At 39.9% G+C, this 19,847-nt stretch carries 23 protein-coding genes and 1 pseudogene; 15 read left to right on the top strand and 9 right to left on the bottom strand.

Annotated features, from left to right (window positions below; all coding sequences use genetic code 11):
* The first annotated feature begins 13 nt into the window (after positions 1-13).
* From CH352_RS02295 to CH352_RS02325, 7 genes are all read left to right on the top strand, one after another.
* Positions 14-1,255 carry a cysteine desulfurase gene (locus CH352_RS02295; RefSeq protein ID WP_100706358.1) on the top strand — a complete coding sequence of 414 codons (1,242 nt, stop codon included), beginning with the start codon at positions 14-16 and terminating at the stop codon, positions 1,253-1,255.
* On the top strand, positions 1,239-1,664 hold the full coding sequence (gene sufU, locus CH352_RS02300) for a Fe-S cluster assembly sulfur transfer protein SufU (protein WP_100706357.1): 426 nt from the start codon (positions 1,239-1,241) through the stop codon (positions 1,662-1,664). The genes CH352_RS02295 and sufU overlap by 17 nt, the downstream gene beginning before the upstream one ends.
* A 54-nt stretch (positions 1,665-1,718) precedes the next feature.
* Entirely contained in the window at positions 1,719-2,018 is a 300-nt protein-coding gene (locus CH352_RS02305; protein ID WP_100706356.1) for a type II toxin-antitoxin system Phd/YefM family antitoxin, read from the top strand.
* On the top strand, positions 2,019-2,456 hold the full coding sequence (locus tag CH352_RS02310; protein WP_100706355.1) for a PIN domain-containing protein: 438 nt from the start codon (positions 2,019-2,021) through the stop codon (positions 2,454-2,456).
* Positions 2,457-2,506: 50 nt separating this feature from the next.
* On the top strand, positions 2,507-3,115 hold the full coding sequence (locus CH352_RS02315) for a GyrI-like domain-containing protein (protein WP_243396274.1): 609 nt from the start codon (positions 2,507-2,509) through the stop codon (positions 3,113-3,115).
* A gap of 54 nt (positions 3,116-3,169) precedes the next feature.
* Positions 3,170-4,324, top strand: coding sequence for a chromate efflux transporter (gene chrA, locus CH352_RS02320; protein ID WP_100706354.1), 1,155 nt, complete (start codon positions 3,170-3,172; stop codon positions 4,322-4,324).
* A gap of 65 nt (positions 4,325-4,389) precedes the next feature.
* Complete coding sequence (locus tag CH352_RS02325; RefSeq protein ID WP_100706353.1) at positions 4,390-4,722, top strand: metal-sulfur cluster assembly factor; 333 nt, start codon at positions 4,390-4,392, stop codon at positions 4,720-4,722.
* Here CH352_RS02325 and CH352_RS02330 read toward each other — a convergent pair.
* From CH352_RS02330 to CH352_RS02350, 5 genes are read right to left on the bottom strand one after another with little or no spacing between them, the layout of a single operon-like run.
* Positions 4,719-5,393, bottom strand: a complete 675-nt coding sequence (locus CH352_RS02330) for an ATP-binding cassette domain-containing protein (protein ID WP_100706352.1) — start codon at positions 5,391-5,393, stop codon at positions 4,719-4,721. The two genes, CH352_RS02325 and CH352_RS02330, sit on opposite strands and share 4 nt — an antisense overlap.
* Positions 5,393-6,157 (bottom strand): molybdate ABC transporter substrate-binding protein, encoded by a 765-nt coding sequence (gene modA, locus CH352_RS02335; RefSeq protein WP_100706351.1) that lies wholly within the window; start codon positions 6,155-6,157, stop codon positions 5,393-5,395. The genes CH352_RS02330 and modA overlap by 1 nt, the downstream gene beginning before the upstream one ends.
* A 15-nt stretch (positions 6,158-6,172) precedes the next feature.
* A complete protein-coding gene (gene modB, locus CH352_RS02340) occupies positions 6,173-6,853 on the bottom strand; it encodes a molybdate ABC transporter permease subunit (RefSeq protein ID WP_100706350.1) in 681 nt (226 codons plus the stop codon).
* Positions 6,854-6,862: 9 nt separating this feature from the next.
* Positions 6,863-7,435, bottom strand: a complete 573-nt coding sequence (locus tag CH352_RS02345; protein ID WP_100706349.1) for a hypothetical protein — start codon at positions 7,433-7,435, stop codon at positions 6,863-6,865.
* Positions 7,432-7,890: a RidA family protein gene (locus CH352_RS02350; protein WP_100706348.1), complete on the bottom strand. Its 459-nt coding sequence runs from the start codon at positions 7,888-7,890 to the stop codon at positions 7,432-7,434. The genes CH352_RS02345 and CH352_RS02350 overlap by 4 nt, the downstream gene beginning before the upstream one ends.
* 137 nt (positions 7,891-8,027) lie before the next feature.
* On the opposite strand from CH352_RS02350, the gene CH352_RS02355 reads away from it, so the two are divergent.
* The 5 genes from CH352_RS02355 (at position 8,028) to CH352_RS02375 (ending at position 13,644) form a co-directional block, all read left to right on the top strand.
* A complete protein-coding gene (locus CH352_RS02355) occupies positions 8,028-8,828 on the top strand; it encodes a class I SAM-dependent methyltransferase (protein WP_100706347.1) in 801 nt (266 codons plus the stop codon).
* Positions 8,825-10,501, top strand: a complete 1,677-nt coding sequence (locus CH352_RS02360) for a DEAD/DEAH box helicase (protein ID WP_100706346.1) — start codon at positions 8,825-8,827, stop codon at positions 10,499-10,501. The genes CH352_RS02355 and CH352_RS02360 overlap by 4 nt, the downstream gene beginning before the upstream one ends.
* The gene (locus tag CH352_RS02365) at positions 10,468-11,559 is read left to right on the top strand and encodes an N-acetylmuramoyl-L-alanine amidase family protein (protein ID WP_100706345.1); all 1,092 of its coding nucleotides are present in this window, start codon (positions 10,468-10,470) and stop codon (positions 11,557-11,559) included. The genes CH352_RS02360 and CH352_RS02365 overlap by 34 nt, the downstream gene beginning before the upstream one ends.
* Positions 11,540-12,301, top strand: coding sequence for an LIC_10740 family protein (locus CH352_RS02370; protein ID WP_100706344.1), 762 nt, complete (start codon positions 11,540-11,542; stop codon positions 12,299-12,301). Before CH352_RS02365 ends, CH352_RS02370 begins: the two co-directional genes overlap by 20 nt.
* 89 nt (positions 12,302-12,390) lie before the next feature.
* Entirely contained in the window at positions 12,391-13,644 is a 1,254-nt protein-coding gene (locus CH352_RS02375) for a hypothetical protein (protein WP_100706343.1), read from the top strand.
* A gap of 33 nt (positions 13,645-13,677) precedes the next feature.
* Here CH352_RS02375 and CH352_RS02380 read toward each other — a convergent pair whose 3' ends face one another.
* Together CH352_RS02380 and CH352_RS02385 are read right to left on the bottom strand one after the other, a co-directional pair.
* The gene (locus CH352_RS02380) at positions 13,678-14,466 is read right to left on the bottom strand and encodes an enoyl-CoA hydratase/isomerase family protein (protein WP_100706342.1); all 789 of its coding nucleotides are present in this window, start codon (positions 14,464-14,466) and stop codon (positions 13,678-13,680) included.
* Positions 14,466-14,993, bottom strand: a complete 528-nt coding sequence (locus CH352_RS02385) for a hypothetical protein (RefSeq protein WP_100706341.1) — start codon at positions 14,991-14,993, stop codon at positions 14,466-14,468. Before CH352_RS02385 ends, CH352_RS02380 begins: the two co-directional genes overlap by 1 nt.
* A gap of 176 nt (positions 14,994-15,169) precedes the next feature.
* Here CH352_RS02385 and CH352_RS02390 point away from each other — a divergent pair, with 176 nt between their 5' ends.
* Entirely contained in the window at positions 15,170-16,447 is a 1,278-nt protein-coding gene (locus tag CH352_RS02390) for a PilZ domain-containing protein (protein ID WP_100706579.1), read from the top strand.
* A 24-nt stretch (positions 16,448-16,471) separates the two neighbouring features.
* Here CH352_RS02390 and CH352_RS19235 read toward each other — a convergent pair.
* Positions 16,472-16,558 (bottom strand): annotated as a pseudogene (locus CH352_RS19235) (transposase); the annotation flags it as partial.
* A 329-nt stretch (positions 16,559-16,887) separates the two neighbouring features.
* A complete protein-coding gene (locus CH352_RS02405) occupies positions 16,888-18,258 on the bottom strand; it encodes a flavin-containing monooxygenase (protein WP_100706339.1) in 1,371 nt (456 codons plus the stop codon).
* A gap of 131 nt (positions 18,259-18,389) precedes the next feature.
* Here CH352_RS02405 and CH352_RS02410 point away from each other — a divergent pair, with 131 nt between their 5' ends.
* Both CH352_RS02410 and CH352_RS02415 read left to right on the top strand, forming a co-directional pair.
* A complete protein-coding gene (locus tag CH352_RS02410) occupies positions 18,390-19,037 on the top strand; it encodes a TetR/AcrR family transcriptional regulator (protein WP_100706338.1) in 648 nt (215 codons plus the stop codon).
* 374 nt (positions 19,038-19,411) lie between these two features.
* Entirely contained in the window at positions 19,412-19,846 is a 435-nt protein-coding gene (locus CH352_RS02415; RefSeq protein WP_100706337.1) for a hypothetical protein, read from the top strand.
* The last annotated feature ends 1 nt before the right edge of the window (position 19,847 follow it).

Below are 19,847 nucleotides of genomic sequence, written 5' to 3' on the forward strand. Positions count from 1 at the left end.
GAGAACAGAAGCTTTGAGTTTTGATCTCGAAAAGATACGCGGAGATTTTCCGATTCTATCTACTCAGATGAATGGCAAGCCCTTGGTGTTTCTGGATAGCGCCGCCAGTTCTCAAAAGCCTAAATCTGTTATAGATACTATTCGTAAATATTATGAAGCGGAGAATGCGAACATTCACCGTGGAGTGTATTATCTTTCCCAAAAGGCCACCGAAAAATATGAGATGGCTCGTATTAAAACTTCCCGATTCATTGGAGCTGCTTGCGCTAAAGTAGTTATATTTACTCGTAATACTACCGAATCCATTAACTTAGTCGCGCAGTCTTGGGGACGCACCAATATCCACGAAGGTGATGAGATCGTTCTCACCGAATTAGAGCACCATTCTAATTTGGTTCCTTGGCAGATGTTGGCTCAGGAAAAACAAGCAGTCCTAAAATTTATTCCTCTCAACCAAGATTCAACTCTGGATCTTAGTAATCTAGACGAAATCATTACCGAAAGAGTAAAGTTAGTCGCTCTTGCTCAGATGTCCAATGTAACAGGAACTATTCATGATCTTTCCGCGATCGTTCGTAGAGCAAGAGAAGTCGGAGCAAAAGTGCTGATAGACGGTGCTCAAGGGATCTGTCATCTTCCTACAAACGTTCAAAAAGAAGATTTTGATTTTTATGCATTTTCAGCTCATAAGATGCTTGGACCAACCGGTGTTGGGATCCTTTATGCTAAGGAAGAGATCTTAGATACGATGCCTCCTTGGATGGGAGGGGGAGATATGATCTCCAAGGTCTGGAAGGATAAATCTACTTACGCGGATCTTCCTGCGAGATTAGAAGCCGGAACCCCGAATATTTCCGGAGTCATCGGATTTGGAGCTGCTCTGGAATATTTGGAATCTATAGGAATGCAGGAAATCAGAAACCACGAGTTGGAGCTCCTACAATATGCTTTAGATCGATTAGAAGATTTCGGTGGTTTGGAACTTTATGGAACAAACGATCTAAGTAAAAGAGGTGGAGTGATCTCCTTCAATTTCCCTGGAGTCCATCCTCACGACGTAGGTTCCATTTTGGACGAAGAAGGGATCGCAATCCGAGTGGGACATCATTGCGCCCAACCGTTTATGGACTTCAAAGGGATCGCAGGCACCTGCCGCGCTTCTTTCTATCTTTATAATACCAAAGAAGACGTAGATTCTCTTTTGGTAGGTCTAAAGAAAGTGAAGGAGATTTTCGGCCGTGTCCTTAAGCGATAGTCTTTACCAAGAAGTACTACTCGATCATTACCAAAATCCAAGACATCATGGAAAGATGGAACACTCCGATCTCCATCAAGAAGGGGTCAATCCTCTCTGTGGTGACGAAGTAGAACTATTCCTAAAATTGAACGGAGATATTATCTCTGAGATCAGTTTTGTTGGGAAGGGTTGTTCTATCTCTCAAGCTTCCGCTTCTATGCTGACCGATAGCCTTTACGGTAAGACAATCTCAGAAGCAAAATCACTTATACATGAATTTAAAGGAATGCTTTTAGAAGATAAGCTCCCGAATTTTTCGGAGGACTATGAAGATCTAGAATCTATGGAAGCGGTAAAGAAGATTCCGGCACGTATTAAATGTGCGACACTTGCTTGGAATACTTTAGAAAAGGCGATCGGAAAGTAAGGAAATTGGCCAAAAGGGCTTGACTTAGGTAGCTCCGGTGGCTACAATTAAGGCATGAGAGCGGTAGGGATCAAAGATCTTAAAAATAATCTGAGCAGTTTTCTGGACTTTGTGCGAGGCGGGGAGACCGTTCTCATTTTGGACAGAAATCATCCTATCGCAGAGATCAAAAAATTCGACCAAAAATCGGATCTCACCAAACAATATTTAGAAGAAGCAGTCGCTTCTAATTCTATTATTCCTGCTAAAAATCAGAAAGGAATCAATATTCCAAAATCTTTATTGTTAAATGCTGGAATGAAAACCAAAGTCTCTACAGCTTGGAAGGAGGCTTACCGAGCGGACAGGGATTAAATGGTCTTATATATAGATACTAGTCTTCTATTAAATATTCTTTATGCAGAGGCCGGTTACGAAGATCATTTGGATTATTTTAACAGATCGGATCTCAAGTTTGGTTCTATCTTACTTGAGATAGAAAGTTTTAGAAGTTTACATTTCACCTATTCTAAAGAAGGCAAACATTTGCCTAAAAATTGGTTCAAAGATTCGGAAAAATTTTTGGGAGAATTTATTTCTCAAATCAATTTGAAAAATCTGGATGATGATATTCGAACAGAGATCCGAAAGAACAAGGATGTTTTAGAACTTAAATCCTTGGATGCAACTCATCTTGCCACAGCATTACATATCCGAAAGTCCATCTCTGACGATCTAATCCTTTGTTCTATGGATGAAAAATTCAGATCTGTGGCTAAAAAGCTGGGTTTTAAATTATATCCAAAAAGATAAAAAAATTTTCGGATCGCAAGAACTATCAAGCAAGAGTAAAAGATAAAGCTTTGGATATTGGTTATGGATCTCACGAAGCATTTACTCGAGCTTTTAGGGATCAATTTTCAATTACTCCGGAACAGCTCAAGTCCCAGGGTCATCTTGGTAATGTGAACTTAGTGGAGGCTATCACCTTGAACGCAGAACCAATTCCTAAAATCGATCCACCCAGATTCGAAACTATCCCGCCCAGAATGTTTGCAGGTATTGTAGAACATTATGATTGCCAGATGCCTGCAGGAATCCCAAACCAATGGCAAAGTTTCGGAGCTTATCTCGGAAACATTCCTTCTCAAGTCGGAGATGCCGCTTACGGAGTTTGTTATAATTTCGATGCGGAAGGAAACTTCGATTATATGTGCGGTGTAGAAGTTTCCAATTCTACCGGATTACCAAAGGAGTTTCAGGTATTAAAAATACCATCTCAGAAATACGCGGTATTCACTCATAAAGGTCATATCGCTGGGATCAGAGCGACTTTTGCTGCAGCAGGCAAATGGTTTCCTGATTCTGGAGTAAGACCTTTCGAAGGTGCGAATCTAGAAAGATACGGTAAAGAATTTAATCCGATCACCGGGATGGGCGGATTGGAAATTTGGATCCCAGTAGCAGATTAAATTTTCAGAAAGGTCTTGCGGAGTCGACACGCTGGGCCAAAATTTTACTTCCGAATGAAAGAAGTATTTTTCACTTTTTTGAAACTGGGCATGATCTCTTTTGGAGGGCCCACTGCACACTTAGCTTATTTCTATCAAGAATTCGTAATTCGAAGGAAATGGATTTCCGAGGAAATTTATAAAGAACTGTTGGCGGTTTGCCAATTTCTTCCCGGCCCTGCAAGTAGTCAATTGGGGATCTGTATCGGTACTTTGCGTTCCGGTTGGAAAGCTGGATGTTTAGCTTGGATCGGATTTACCCTTCCTTCTATCTTATTGATGATCGGTTTTGCAATTTTATTAAAATCGAATATAGTTCCGGATCTAAAATGGATCCATGGTTTAAAATTAGTCGCAGCTTCAGTCGTTGCACACGCAATTTTGACAATGTGGAAAAATTCGAAGAGCCATCCTTATAAGATCTATATGGTTATAGGTTCTGCGATTATTGCTTTAGTTTTTTCGGGCGCATTTACTCAGCTGATCGTAATTTTGATCGGAGCCGCCATCGGATATTTTCTATTTAAAGAAGAATCGGATCTTCCTTATGTTTCCGTTTCTTTTTCGATTCCGAAAAAGATCGCATTTTGGTCCTTAGGGTCTTTTTTGCTCCTTCTTTTATTATTACCTTTATTAAGGTCGTTTACCGGTTCATTGTCATTCGGAATTGTAGATTCGTTTTATAGATCCGGCGCTTTGGTTTTTGGTGGAGGACATGTGGTCCTCCCTTTGCTGGAAAATGAAGTAGTAAGACAAGGTTGGATCGGAAAAGAAGAATTTTTAGCAGGATACGGTGCTGCCCAAGCCATGCCTGGTCCATTGTTTACTTTTGCCTCCTATATAGGTTACATGATCTCCGGTCCCGGTGGGACAATCCTTTCTACCACTTTTATATTTCTTCCTTCTTTTCTTTTGGTCTTTGGATTCTTTCCTCTTTGGGAGAAAATACGAAATTATCCCAAAATGAGAACTGTGATAGATGCGATCCAGTTTTCCGCTTTGGGAATTTTATTGTCCGCATTCTGCACTCCTGTTTTGACTTCTTCCATATATTCTGCTTACGATCTTTTCGTATTTTGCTCATTGTTTGCTTTAATGGTTTTTTTGAAAGTCCCGAATTGGTTGATCTTGATCATAGGCTTAATCGCTCCATTTTTAAATCCGTTCTGAGGGAAAAGAAAAGAGTTCTTAAAATTCTTTACACGAAGCAGCAGTTCGGATAGACTAATTGTTAGATGCAATTATTAGAACAACCAACTCAAGAGATCGAAAAAAGGGTCTACGCTGAGATCCATCGGGTGGAAGATCCGGAGATAGGGATTTCCGTAGCGGAGTTAGGTCTGATCTATAAGATCCAGGTAGAAGGTGATAAAGCCAGGATCGAAATGACTTATACTTCTATGGCTTGTCCCGCAGGTCCTCAAATGAAAAAGGATATCCAAGACAATGCTCTTAGAGTCGAAGGTATCAACTCTGTAGATGTAGAAGTGGTTTGGACACCTAAATGGGACCCAAGGGCAATGGCTTCCGAAGAAGCTAAAATGGATCTTGGGATATTCGACTATTAAGAAAGATTGCTGATTATCTTTCCATCTTCCATATAAAGAGGAGAAGTCCCAAAATATTCCAGGTCCTTCGGATCATGAGAGATTAGAAGAATGGGCATTGCTATCTTCTTTCTTAAACTTTTTAATTCTTCTCTCATCTTCTGCCTTAGGTCCGTATGAAGCGCCGCAAATGGTTCATCTAAAAGTAAAATTTTAGGGTCTCTTGCAAGCGCTCTTGCGATCGCTACTCTTTGTTTTTGGCCGCCCGAAAGGTGTTTCGGATAACTTTCAGAAGTTTCTTCTATCTCGAATAAATTCATTAGATAAGAAACCGTTTCTTTATCTCTTTTACTCGTCGTAACTCGAAAGAATTTGTTTAATCCGAATTCTATATTCTTTCGGACAGTGAGGTGAGGAAATAGTCCATAACTTTGAGGAACATAGCCTAGATTCCTTTTTTGAGGTGGAATATATTTTTTGGAAGAAGAATCGAAATAGACAGTATTTGCAAAAGATATTCTCCCTGAATCCGGTTTTAAGAGTCCGGCTAATGCGCGTAAGGTGAGACTTTTTCCTGCTCCGGATGGACCGTATAATACTTGGAATTCTCCCGAAAATTCAAACCGGACATCCAGCTCGAATTTTCGATTTCCATCAAATAGTTTTTTTTGGATATCTACGGTTAAAGACATTAAGGAAGTATAAATTTATATTTTAGAAATGTTTCTTTGGCTTCTGGAGATTTTTTTAAGAATTCCAAGAAGGATTTTGCTTCCGCTGAATTTTTGGTCCCGGTTGCTAAAATTCCAGGATATAAGATCGGTTTGTGTCTGCTTAATGTAAGAGCGATCTTAACTTTGGATTCTGCGATCGCTGCATCAGTAACGTATACAAATCCGACTTCCACTTCTTCTCTTCCCACATAATCTAAGACCTGTCTCACGTTTTCTGCAGGGATAAATTTTTCTTTCAGAGAAATGTTTAAGTTATTCTTGGCCAGAACTTCTTCAGCATATTTTCCAGCAGGAACAGAATTTGGATTTCCGATCGCGATCTTTTTGATTTCAGGTGATTTAAGGTCTTCTAATTTTTTGATCTTAAGCTCGCTGCTCTTAGGTTGGATGAGTACCAAAGTATTTTTGAGTAAGATCACTTTTGAAGAAGATTCTAAAACTTCTGATTTGATCCCTTTATCTACGATGTCTTGGTCTGCAGAGATGAAAACATCTACCGGGGCACCTTTTTCTATTTGCTGGTATAAACTTCCGGAAGATCCGAAATTGAATACCGCTTTGATCCCTGTTTTTTGTTTGAATGTGGTCCCAAGTTCTTTTAACACATCGGTTAAGCTAGAAGCGGCAGAGATGGTGATCTCCTTTTCCTTCTCTTGTGAGTAGGAAGAAGATTGGATGAGTAGAAATAAGGCGGGGAGTAAAATATATAATTTTTTAATCATTTCGTTTAATAATTCCTACCAATGAGATTTTTTAAGTAAGATCCCTGAAATTGTCAATACCAATACGCAAGTGATAGATGCAACGAACACAAGGACCAGAGAAAACTCGTCTTTTCCGGATTGGACTGAATCATAAATTGCAAGTGCGATGGTTTGTGTTTTCTCAGGAATATTTCCTGCGATCATTAATGTGGCCCCGAATTCCCCCATTCCTCTTGCATAGGCCATCATGGATCCTGCTAGAATTCCTCTCCAGGAAAGTGGGAGTGTAACTTTTAGAAAAGTTTCCCATGTAGATTTTCCCAAGGTGAGAGAGATCTCTTCGTATTCAGGATCCAAATCTTCGAAAGCTGCTTTTGCGGATCTATAAATCAAAGGAAAGGATACGATTGTAGAAGCTAAAACTGCTCCATGCAGATTAAATAATATAGAATATTGGAATTGTTCCGCTAGAAAATGACCTATTAGTCCTCTTTTGCCGAATACTACTAATAGATAATATCCAAGCACAGTTGGTGGAAGGACCATAGGTAAGGTTAATACTGCATCTGCAAATGCTCTCCCGAAAAATCGGAGTTTGGACATCCAATATGCGAAAAATATCCCGAATAAGGCTGCGAAGAATGTGGAAAAAAACGTAACCTTAAGTGTGAGATAGAGAGGATGTCTGATGGAGTCCCAATCTAAAGTATCCATCAAACTAACTTAAATTTTAGAATTCCATAATGTTAGGGAAGAGATTGTGGTTAACGCCCAAAAAGAACAGAACGCATAAAAGTTGAAATTATAATAATAGTCCTGGTCTCTGATAAAACTCACGAAGAATACGTCCGGCAATAAGACCCCAAGCAGTAATAATATCCCAGAAAATCCTTGGAGGATAACTATCGTTTTGCCGACCCACTCACTTCTCCAGAAACCGCCAAAGAAAAATGTCAAAAAGCAAGGAATGATGAAAAATATATTTGCTGCAGTCCTTACATTCACTTCTTCTAAGCCGCTACGGATAGGTTCTATTCCGAAAAAGCTACCTAACTTAGAGATCAGGTCCTGCCCTGACTCTACTCCTAGATTAATGGAGTAATTGATCCAACTTCCTAAGCTAAAGAATAACTGAAGTAATGCCAAAACGAAGATCAACTTTTCCTTTCCGCTTTTTTCAGAATAGAATTCTATAAATCTTCCTAAAAGTTGGGAAAGAAATCTTTTCCACCCGTTTAGCACAACTGGTGTTGCTGGCAAAGCTAAACTTAGATCTCTGAGCAGGTTTTTGATCATCCTAGAGAAACCGTCATTTCCACTTCTAACGGAGCTCCTAAAGGAAGGGCGGAATTTCCCACAGCAAAGCGCGCATGACGTCCTGCTTCTCCAAAAATACTTAATAGCAGATTGGATGCATGATTTGCGACTAGATGTTGTTCGGTAAAATCGGGGCTGGAGGCCACGAATACTCCTATCTTCACGATACTCTTTACTTTATCCAAATCACCGATCACTCCCGCGATCGCTGCAAGACCGTTCAATGCTGCTTGTTCCGCAGCGGCCTTCACGTCATCAATCGAAAGTCCGGCGCCCAAAGTCCCTGTAAGCATAAGCTTGCCATCTTTCATGGGTAATTGGCCGGAAGTGAATACCAGATTTCCTGTTTGTATGGCAGGTATATAAGCGGCAATCGCCTTAGGTGCCGGTGGGAGTTCCAACCCAAGGGATTTGATTTTTTCGAGTATGCTCATTCTATGAGGGCTTCCTTTTCCCGTTTCTCTTCTATTCCTGGATGGTTTCTCGTTTTTTCAAGCACGTATTTCGTTCCAGGTCCGGGGATTTTCCTTTACGTAGGGGAGTCTTTATGACAAGCTTCTTGTAGGCAAGCATGTCCTCAATACTTGAATTGGAACCTCACCCAGAATATCCGGAAGCCTATATGGTATGCCGTCGCACGGGGGTCCATTTCTATAAATTGGCAAAGGAAAGGGATTACGAAGATTCCTATTTTCAGGAAGAATACAAGAATCAGTACAAAAAGACCTACTACGAAGACGAACCTCAGCTTAGAAATTTAGCTAAGGCACGTTTAGAAATGATGAGCGCATTTCAAGATCCGAAAGGTAAAACTCTTTTCGAGATAGGATCTGCCGCTGGCTTCTTCTTATCCGAAGCGGAGAAGAAGGGATACAAAGTTAAAGGTCTGGAACTTTCGGTAGGCGAAGCGGAATACTCCAAAGATAAATTAGGTTTGGATGTTATATCCGGTTCGTTCTTAGATGATTCTATTTTTCCCAAAGAAACTTTCGATGCGGTCTGTGCGTTTTTTGTAATAGAACATTTTCCAAATGCGGAGCTTGTTTTCGAGAGGATCAACAAATTGTTAAAGCCGGGCGGGCTATTATTCTTAGGTCTTCCTTCATTGAATGGACCTTCTTTTCAAACCAATCCTGAAGAATGGTTTCGTACTCATCCGTCGGACCATTTTTGGGATTACTCACCCGATTCTCTGAAAAAAATGTTGAAAATGTACGGTCTCGTCACGGTATATAGGAAACCAATGTCATACCACCCTAATAGAGACAAGGGATGGAAAGGCAAATACCTGACACATCGGCTCTTTGTTCGCTACGCAAACCTCTCCTGCTACGCCGACACATTCCACTCAATCGCGATTAAAAAAATATGAAATTCGAAGAATTAAATCTAGAGCCTAACCTGCAAAAAGCAATCCAAGAAGCAGGATTTACTGAGCTCACTCCTATACAAGAAAAAGCAATCCCTCCCGGAATAGAAGGTAGGGATGTAACCGGTTTAGCACAAACTGGAACCGGTAAGACTGTGGCATTCTTGGTGCCTACCATTCACTCCATCTTGACAAGAGGAATACAAGGAGTCAGTACTCTGATCCTTGCTCCTACTAGAGAGTTAGTGATCCAAATTTCGGAAGAAGCCGAAAAGTTACTGAAACATACGGACTATAGAGTTGTCCCTATTATCGGTGGAACGGACTATAAAGTCCAGAACAGAGATCTAAACGGACTCAACGGTCTTATCGTTGCAACTCCGGGAAGATTGATCGACCTCGCAAGAAGTGGAAGTGCCGATCTTGAAAAGGTCGAGTTCTTCATTTTGGACGAAGCGGATCGTATGTTGGATATGGGTTTCATCTACGATATACGTTGGCTTCTTCATAAATGTAAGAATAGAAAACAAACTTTACTTTTCTCTGCAACTCTTTCGGTCGAAGTTATGCGTCTTGCATATCGTTTTATGAACGAGCCTGTGGAGATCCAGATCAATCCCGATAAACTGATCACAGAAAGAATAGATCAAAAACTGGTTCATTTAGGAAGAGAGGAGAAGTTACCTTATATGGTGAACTCCATTCTGGCTGAAGAACTAGAAGGACAAGGAATTATATTCACAAATTTTAAAGCGAATATTCCTAAAATAGTCAATTCTCTCAGAAAGTTCGGAATTCCTATCACAGGGATTTCTTCCGACTTAGATCAGAAAAAAAGACTTAGATTGATGAGGGATTTTAAATCCGGAAAGTTCAAGTTTATGGTCGCAACCGATGTTGCAAGCCGCGGTATCGACGTGGAGAATATCGAAGTAGTTTTCAATTTCGATCTTCCTCAGGATACTGAGAACTATGTGCATAGGATCGGAAGAACTGCAAGAGCAGGAAGAGTTGGTAAGTCGATCAGCTTCTGCTCCGAGTCCGATTATGTTGAATTGGAGAAGATCGAAAAATATCTGAAACAAAAGATAGATGTTCTGCCTGTTCACGAAGAAGCGCTTACATTCCCTGCCGGTGAGTTCCAAGTTTTCGTAGGTGGAGATGCATTTGATAATGCTCCTGTCGAAAGAAATGGGAACAGAAACCAAGGAAGAGGCGACAGAGGTCCTAAAAAACAAAGAAGTGATTTCCAACGTAACGGTAACAGCGGTGGGAACCAAAGAGGGGAAAAAACCTGGAACAAAGAATCTGGAGATCGCAAAAAAGATTTCAATAGAGATTCTGGAAATAGAAAGCAGAACGGCGGCCACAAAAAAAGACCGGAAGCAGCTATCCAAGAAGCCCAAGAGTTTTTACAAAAAGCGGACAGTGTATTCGGTTCTAATGGCGCTCGTAAAGATAGAAATCAGAAAAACCAGAACCAGAAGAAAGGAAAACAACGTTCCGATTTCCAAAAACAACATTCTCCAAATCATCAAAATCACGAGAATAAAAAACAGAAATCGAATTACGATAAGAGCAAACGTAACTTATTCGATATAAACGATTCTAAAAGATCTTCAGACAAGAAGAAGGGATCAATTTGGACAAGGATCAAATCCTTCTTTGGGGGTTAGGATTCTTTCTACTTTTTAGCGCGCCCGTTTTTGCCGAGTCCAAAATACAGACCATCGGCAAGAGCGGATACGTTTCCTTCGAGGAGATCCGTAAAAAGATCCCTGGACTACAATCCAAATTTGAGTCTGCTACATTAGTAGGCTCTATCTCTCATGCCTCCGGTGAGATCCGATTTCGGATCGGTGCTTCCTTTTATGCAATCAATGGTAGTTTAGAAAAAACGAATTTACCAGTGGTCTATAAAGAGAAAGATTTCTTACTTCCTCCAGACCTGGTCGAGGCGATCTTTGTACGCCTATTACCCGGAGACGTAAGTTACGAATTTAAAGAAGACGAACTTATATTCGATCTATTGCCTAAAGCAGAAAGATTAAAACTTTCCGCTATCATAGTGGATGCGGGACATGGTGGAAAAGATCCGGGGACTTCTTCAGATAAAGGGACCCAGGAAAAGTTAGTTTCTCTACAAGTGGCTCGCTTCCTGAAAAAATTCCTGAACAAGGTTTATCCTGAAGTTAGAGTGATCCTGACCAGGTCCAATGATTCATTTATTGAATTAGAGAGAAGGTCAGAGATTGCGAATCGAGAGACCCAAAAAGGCGGCTCGGTTTTATTCGTAAGTTTGCACTGTAATGCTTCGATTTCTTCCGATGTGAACGGATTCGAAGTGTATTATTTATCCCAGACCCCGAGTACAGAGACTGCAAGAGAAGTCTCATTATTCGAAAATGGGATTTCCGGCAAAAAAAACGGGACCTCCTACGGGAAAATCCAGGCTGGAATGATGTCCTCTATGATCCAAAGAAGAAGCCGCCTTCTTGCAAGAAGTGTCGAATCCGAGATGAAAAAAAACCTTGGTCCAAAGATATTGTCTAGAGGAGTGAAGAAAGCGGACTTTTCCGTGCTTAGGGGAAGTTTGATGCCTGCAATCCTAGTCGAAATGGGTTACCTCACCCATAATAAGGAATCAGAGGTATTGGCTGATAAAACTCACCAAGTAAAATTGGCCAAAAGTATATTAGAAGGTGTGAGAGCGTATGAACTTGCAAAAGATTAAGGAAATTTGGAATCGCTTCCTCTCTCATTTGGATACTTTCTATACTTGGGTTTTTGAATTAGCAACGAGAGCAGCCGATTCCAAAGAATCCAAAAGAATTTTATTCTTAACTTATTCTTGGATCATCGTATTATTATTCTTAACCGGTTTCATTCTCGCAGGAAAAAATCCATTAAAACTACTCGTTCCATTTACATTATATGATCTACCTAACTTAGATCCTAGAAAGGAAATCGTAATATACGGTTCAGATGGAGAAGGCGAGGTATTCCCAGTAAAAAGAAAGGTCCTCTTAACGGGCGAAGATTTCAGACATGATGTTCTGACTTTAATTGGAGAAGCGGGCGAGTCTAGTTATTTCGATCCTACTGTTCCAAATGCTTCTGCACAATATAGAAACCTGAAAAAACTTCCGAACTTGCAGGACTCAGTGATCTCTATCTGGAAAAGAGGAGATGTATTGATCTTGGATCTGAGAAAATCCACATTGGAAAATCTACTTTCCGATATGAAATTCAGGATCGATTATACTTACGCAAGTCAGATGACAGAAGAACAAAAGTCTGCAGAGATAGAGCGTAAAAAATTGGGCCTATTATCTTCCGCATTCTTAGCGACGGAAAGAACCTTATTCGAAAACTATCCTGACCTAAATCGGATCGAATACAAGTTAGGCGGAGAAGTGGGAGATCTGCTCGGTTTAAGCTATTTGCTCTCTTCTGCTCACACAAGACAGCCCTGAGATTTATCCGGTATTCCGGAGTTTTCTCTCTAAATTAACTGGACGAAAGGGTTGTTTTGACCCATTTCGGAGCCGATAGTATTAAAGACATGTCCGGGTCCAAACGTACACTATTAGTCGTTTTTATTCTTTTGATCTCCGGGCTCATACTATCCGCAGCTCCCGATCTGCAAAATTCTCCTGATGTAACAAATATCAACGATTTCCGCACAGATCGTGTAGCATTTCATTATATTCAATTGGTAGATAAAGAAGGTAAGGCGCTTCCGGAAAGAAATCTGAATCGAGATACTTCTGAGGCCACGTTACTCATCATTGATAGAGGACAACTTACTCTTTTAAAGGATGGGTTTGACGATCCAGCTCAGATAAAGGATAAGGAAAAGGATTATTTAAATAAGATTTATAAATTCACCAGACTAAAAGACCTGGAACAAGAATATTATAAATTACCGGAATCGGAAAGAACCAAACCTTCTTCTAAAACAGAACCAAACCAGGCGGAAACAAACAAACCGAATAATACTCCGGGAACTTCTGCAGAGCCGGAAGAGAAGAATAAGGAATTTGATCTTCTATTAAAATATGATGATGAACTTCTGAAGTCTTATGCGGCGGAGAAGGCTGCCTATGCGGAATATTCGAGGACGGAACGTATTTACGGAAAAGATTCTCCAAAAACGAGTTCTCTTAGAGCAAGATTCGAAGAACAAAAATCTAAAACTCAGGAAAGGAAAAAATTCCTATTAGGTTTTTTGCATAATACTTCCGCAGATTCGAATCCTTATCCTGGCGATAGAAAAGAACAGATATTTTATACGAATCATTCCAACGGACTTCCTGATTTCTATCTCCATTCTACCACTCCAAGAGAAGTAGACGGCCTCATAAAAGGAGAAGAAGAAGTCGGAAAAAAATACGGACAACTTTTTAAAACTGCTATTGATCGATTGATAGATTCTCAGATAGATAAATTATACTATTATATTTGGAACCGGGACATGACAAACACCCGGATCAAAGTGGATCGTTTTTTAAAAGGGAAGAAGGTCACAGTTGTCACAGGTGACTCCACAGTTTATACGATGATAGACAAAGAAGGGGATGGGATTACTGAATCCTTCTTCGTAGATTCTCCCGGACTAAAATTTTCTTGGGGAAAAGAAGTCCCAAATATCATTTCTATTTCTAATTGTACGGATCAAGGGATCTTAACTAAGATCAAAGCATTAGGAGACGATGTTTCTTCCGGAAGAATTCCTAAAAAAGTGGATAAACTGGATTTGGCAATCCCGGAAGAACAGATACTTTTGGAATTAAAACCCTTATTGAAGAATTTGTAATTTGTCAATACAATCCGCGAGCCTGTTAACTCATTAACGCCCTTTGAAAACAGGCTTTCTTTTTTCTTCGATAGACTTGATCGTTTCTTTAAAATCCTGGGAAAGGAAATTGAGCGCTTGAGATTCCGCTTCTTTACGTAATGCAGCATTCAGTTTTTCACGATCGTAAATATTCTTTTTTAATTCACTGAGTGCCATAGGAGCGCTCTCGCTCAGAGAAATTGCGATCTCTGTTGCTCTTTGTAAAACTTCCGCTTTCGGAACTGAATCATAACAAATTCCTAAGGAATGAGCTTCTTTACCGCTTACTGTTTCTGCTAAGAATAAAAGCCTGTTTGCGGTTTCCATTCCGAATAATTCCTTAGCGAGATAACTGGATCCCATTCCTGGATGGATCCCTAGTTTCACGAAATTGAATTGGTATTTTCCTTCGTCCGCAAAAACTCTTAGGTCACAAGCGAGAGTAATAGAAAGACCTGCACCGATCGCATGACCATTCGCGGCGCAGATTACTGGAACGTTCAGATCTCTAACGGTTAAGAATAGATTATAAAATTCGAACATTTCTTTTTTGTTCGTTTCAAAAGACTTCTCGGCGAAAGATTTTAATAATTCAAAATTGCCGCCTGCGGAGAAGATATCGTTCTTCCCAGTGATAACAACTGCTCTAGGAGGATTTTTTTTAAGCCTTTCTATTTGTGCTTGGAACTCCAGACCCATGGCAACAGTCATGGAATTCTTGGTTTCCGGGTTGTTCAGATAAAGAATTTCTATTCTGGATTCGGAAGAAAGTTCTACTGTTTCTGAATCAACTAATGCCATTAAACAGCTTCCTGTTTTAATTCGAAACTTTCATACCAAACTCTATCGGAAATAGAAAGAGGTTTTTCTCCGATACCCATTTGGTCATAATAATCTAATAAAATTTCTAAATGAACATTCTCTTCGTCTTCTAAAGTCCAGAAGCTACTATCGATCGACTTGGAAACAAGAGCCTGGCCTCTAACAGAGTCCACGAAATAGTCGGGTTTATCGGAAAAGATCAGATGAGCGGAGATCAAATCGAAACGGATAGTGTCTACGATCTTAGAAAATTCAGAATCAGCTTTATCAAAATAGCGGGAAGCAATCTCGGTTTGGAAATAATCACCCCAAGTAAGAATGTCCGGCTCTACTCCAGTGCGCGCCTTGATCTCTTGGAGTTTTTCCTCTTCCAAAAACGGCTTGGAAGCGAATTTATCCACAAGTTCTCTGAGTGAAATCAAGTTGAGGATTTTATTCGCGGAAAGTTGCCCACGACGCATCATATCGAAAAGTTCTGGATTCAGTTCGGACTTGTTCTCTGCCATGGTTTATTTTTCGGCAGATGCATAAAAATCCCCCGAACAATTTCCTTCCGGAAAATACTCGTATATGTCTCATTTACGAAAAAAAGAAGAATGCTCCGATTTCCGAAAGACTGCACTGGATTCCTAAAGTCCCGAAGTCGAAAATAAAGATAAGGGAAAATTTTACCTGGACCACTATGGCTGTAGGACGATCGGATACACTCCAAGAACTGATTACGATTTTAGAAACGATGTTTGGAGAAACAATCATCGGGTCCGATATCAATCTGGTTAAACATCTATTCTATAGTTTGAAAGCGGATCAAAGAGAGTTCCCCTTCGACTATGAAGGAGAGAAGCTTACTTCCGTCGTTGAAGAAGTAAGCGAAGACACTCTTGTCCTATACGTTCCTTATCTCCAGCCCAAAGGAATATTAAGAGCGAAAATCAGTTTCGAAATTCTGAATATACTTTATCAATTCGAAGTAGTGCTTCTCGATTTTTGGGAAGACCATGTAAGGGTCAAGATCCCTTCTGAGTTACAGGCCGCCGCGTTCCGTAAAAACCTCAGGGTGGCTGTTGACGACCTTTTCATGAATTATGTGATCCTCTATCGCTCCTTGAGCGGCGGAGAAAGAGAACTTGGAAAAAATCTAAGCGTAGAACAAAGATTTTTTCATTTAATGAAAGAGATCAAAAAGGATAATCCTAGTCTTAAATTGATCAATTTAATGGTTACTGAATATATTCTGGGGATTTCCAAGGATTATGAGATCGTATTTTTTGGGCCTGGAAATGACGGAGGGTTTTTCGGAGACTTCGTCAAAAAATATAATCGGTCCATCTATGTTCCGGATTGTTCCTTAATTAAAAGTTATATTGGAGAGGAGAAGGATCCGTATCTGGCCAATTTCCGAGATGAATATCTGAGTCTGATCCAAACCAGAGGACAGGCAAAGGCGGATGAATTCTTTAGAGAACTCCAGAAGGAAGAAGTTCGTAATTTCTTAATTTCTTATATAGTTACTCCAATTCGTTTGTTTAACGATCCAATCGGTTATGTAAAAGTATTCTCTACTGCGATGGATAAATTTTCTATCGTACAGCAACAAGCATTGTATATAGAAGAGTTGGGGGATATTCTTACTTATGCATTAACCAAAGTGTATATTCGCCAAGAAAACTTCCGAAATGAAAAAGCAGTAACTCGTATCCTTGACATCAGCATGAACGGACTTTTGTTCGAAATCGAAGATGGACGGACTTTTAATTATTTAAAGCAGCATAATATCATCAAAATGTTCATTCCGATCTCTGAAAGAAATTTGGTCTTAAGAGGAGAGGTAGTTCGATTTTTAGAAGTCGGAAATGGTAAATACCAGTTAGGCGTGAACTTCTTCGATTCGAATCCGGATGATATGGTCTTCCTGCAGCATTATATTTTCAGCAAGAAGATGCGGATTTTGTTCGAATAGAGATCCTTTCCTCTCCGGTAAGAGAGCGAAGGCAGTCTTAAGGACTAGATGGTTTCCTTCTGCTACTTGGTTGTGGACTCCATTCTTACTCCAACTGTTACGAGCGAATCTGAGCCTATTATTTTGGGCCTAGTAACGTGAAAGTAGACACTTTTTTCGCTCCAAAAGAGGAGAAGGTAAAGATGAATAGAAATGGCAAATACTCGCCGGAGTCTAAAGAACAAAATCCACCTACGGATAAACAGGTCAAAGAAAGCGAAGAGCATGACAGAAATATTGGAAGTATTCGAACTTATTATTATAAGTTTCTTAAACGTTGTAGAAATGAATTAGATCAGTTATATCCAATCCTAATTGATTTAATACTTGAATCCTGCTAAAGATTAAAAAGAACTACGTATTGTTTGTTTCCGTGTCATTAAATATTGCGACTCTAAGTCCTATTTTGTTAGCAATTGAGAAAATGAGCCTGCCCGCAATTCTGGCCAGCCGAGTTTGCGTTGGATTTTGGTTCGATATTTTTTATACGCTATTTGATTTACATAGACCGAGTGCCTAGGTGTATCTAAATATCGAATCCCACCGTTTAAAAGAGGTCGATCCTTCTTGATCAATTTTTCAAATTTCTTCGCCGAATAGTTGTTTTCGGATTTCGCAACTATATAGCAGGAGATTAAATTAGTCATGTCATCGAACATCTTGTAAGCACCACCGTCTGTTTCCATATATCCGATCGCAAAAAGATTTTCATAATTACGATTAAAGAGATTTAGGTAGAGTTCTGGGCGTCCATCTCTCCATTCGAAGTATTTTTCATTCATATACGGAATGGACCAATTATAACCAGTAGCCAAGACGATCAGATCGATTTTTTCGCGGCTACCATCTTTGAATTCTACGAATTCATTATTAATTCTTAAAATTTCACCTTTGGCTATCACGTCACCGTGACGGAGATTATGCAATAGTTGGTCATTAATAATGGGGTGCGTTTCAAAGAGCTTGTGATCAGGCTTTGGCAGACCTAATTTTTCAAGATTTCCCACTAAAACATTTAGCAATTTTGCCAGAATCCATTGAGAAAATCCATTCGGTATCCAATGAGCTCCGTCTCCAAATACATCCGCAGGTTGACCGAATATATGCTTCGGGATAAAATAATATCCCCTTCTAACACTAATAAAGGCTTGTTCTGCAGCAGTGCCGGCATCGCAAGCGATATCGCATCCAGAATTTCCTGCTCCTACTATAAGTACGCGTTTTCCTTGGAATAGCGAATAATTTCGATAATCAACACTGTGTATGATTTTCCCGGAAAAACTATCTTGGCCCACTAATTGCGGTATATTGGGAGCCCAAGTAATTCCACTTGCGCAGACTATTCCTTTAAACAGTCTCTGTTCCCCATTATCCAATTCGACCAACCAACCGGATTCGACTTGCTCAATATTTTGTACCCCAGTGTTAAACGTTATATGTTCATATAGATTATATTCTTTAGCGAAATTTCTATGATATTCAAGAATCTGTTTCCAAGAAGGATAGTCAGGGTAATTATCCGGCATAGGGAAGTTCATATAACCCGACAAATATTTCGATGATATGAAATGTGCGCTTTCGTACATAGGGGATCCAGGGTTTTCCATATCCCATATCCCACCGACGTCTTTATATCTTTCAAAAACTTTAAAAGATACTCCTTTGGATTTAAAAGAACGCGCCATTGATAACCCGGCCGGTCCTGCTCCAATGATGCAATACGAATCAGAATTATCCGTAAATTGTTTTTTAAAAACGGTTTCTCTTGTCATGGGACGTTCTTCCTAAAATGATCATTGATCATGTTAGGTCATGAGATTGATTAAGATACTTTGGTCAAATAAAAAATCCTTTCCTAATTAAAAAAGTAGTCCTTCGCGGATTTAAGCATTATTTGTCTAATATGAAAAAAGAATTTCGAGCCCCAGTGCAATCTCGAAGCAAGGAGAGAGTCGAACTCATTTTAAATATTGCCAAAAAACTGATTGGAGAAAGAGGGATTGACTCGGTTAGCATGAGAGAAATCGCGAATTTGGCGGAAGTGCAAATCGGCTCTCTATATCAATATTTCGGAGGAAAGGAAGCCGTTTTATTAGCTATCATGCGGCAATATTATGATTTGCTTTACGAGCAAACGAAATCTATTTTAGAACCGGTCCGTAATATTAAGGAACTAGAAATTGCTGCTGAAAAGGCTATGGGTCAATATGTTGAATTGTTCCGTAATGAGACAGCGCTCTCTAATTTATGGGCCGGGGCACAAGCAATGCCAGATTTGATTGCGGAAGATAATAAAGATAGTTTTCGTAATGCCGACCTAATTGTGAAGACGATAATGCGATGTTTGCCTGGTTTGAAGGAAAACGATGTCAAACCATTTGCTTTATATTTCAGTCATACCTTGGGAACGATAGTACGGTTCTCTATGGAGATAGATAAAAAATACGCTAATTTTGTCATAAACGAATGTAAAAATATTCTGAAACTGCGATTGAAAAGCTTTCAAGAGTTATCCTTGAAAAAGGAAAAACAAAAAAGCCGTAAAGTTTAAATTTAGATAGAATGTGAAGGCTATCTTTAATGGATTTAAAGTGTGATGCCCGAAGTTTTTTTATATGTCCTTTTACTTTTTTTGAATTGTGACTTCTTTTTCTAAAGCCTGAATCTTCTCTGCTGCAATTTTAAAATCCTTACTGTTGGGAATCTCTAATTCCAAGAAAAGCAAGGTTTAGTAACTATTTTTTAAAACATGATCAATGATCATAAAAAATACTTTACACGCCAGAGTTTTGGGTTCCAGTTAAATCTAGAAAAAAGTAAGATTTCTATATATTCAAGGTTCGCTGAATTAACGAGACAGAGCTTGGTCACTATCTGTAGCCAATTCTTTTAGTGCGGTGATCGCTATATAGACTAGGGGGAGTGATGTCGAATGCAGTCTTGATTGCAATATTGAGTTGCGGTGGGTTTTTCACTGTTGGGCTCGTAACAGGAATTTGGAAATACCGCAAGATGGTTAGCTCGCCAAAAGGGAAGGCGCCTGCCTATGTCGATATCTGCCATCGCAGCGCGCTTATGTATTCCTTCGCCTGCCTCGTTCTTGCCAAGTTCGCCGAATTGAGCGCCTGGTCGTCTGCCGTCAACATAGCGAGCGTGGTTGCAGCTATCACCTTCTTCACGACCGCTGTGCTCATCTACGCAGTCCATGGCTGGCTTAACAATACAGAGAATATGCTCGAACGACCACCTGGAGTTGCTCATAGCGCTGGCGTTCACGGCTATGTCACGCTCGTTGTTCTCGGAGAGCTCGGCGGCTTTCTTGTTCTGTTTTCCGGATTCCTTAAATCCCTCTTGGCATAGG

Source organism: Leptospira hartskeerlii (assembly GCF_002811475.1).
GTDB classification, from domain to species: Bacteria; Spirochaetota; Leptospiria; order Leptospirales; family Leptospiraceae; genus Leptospira_B; species Leptospira_B hartskeerlii.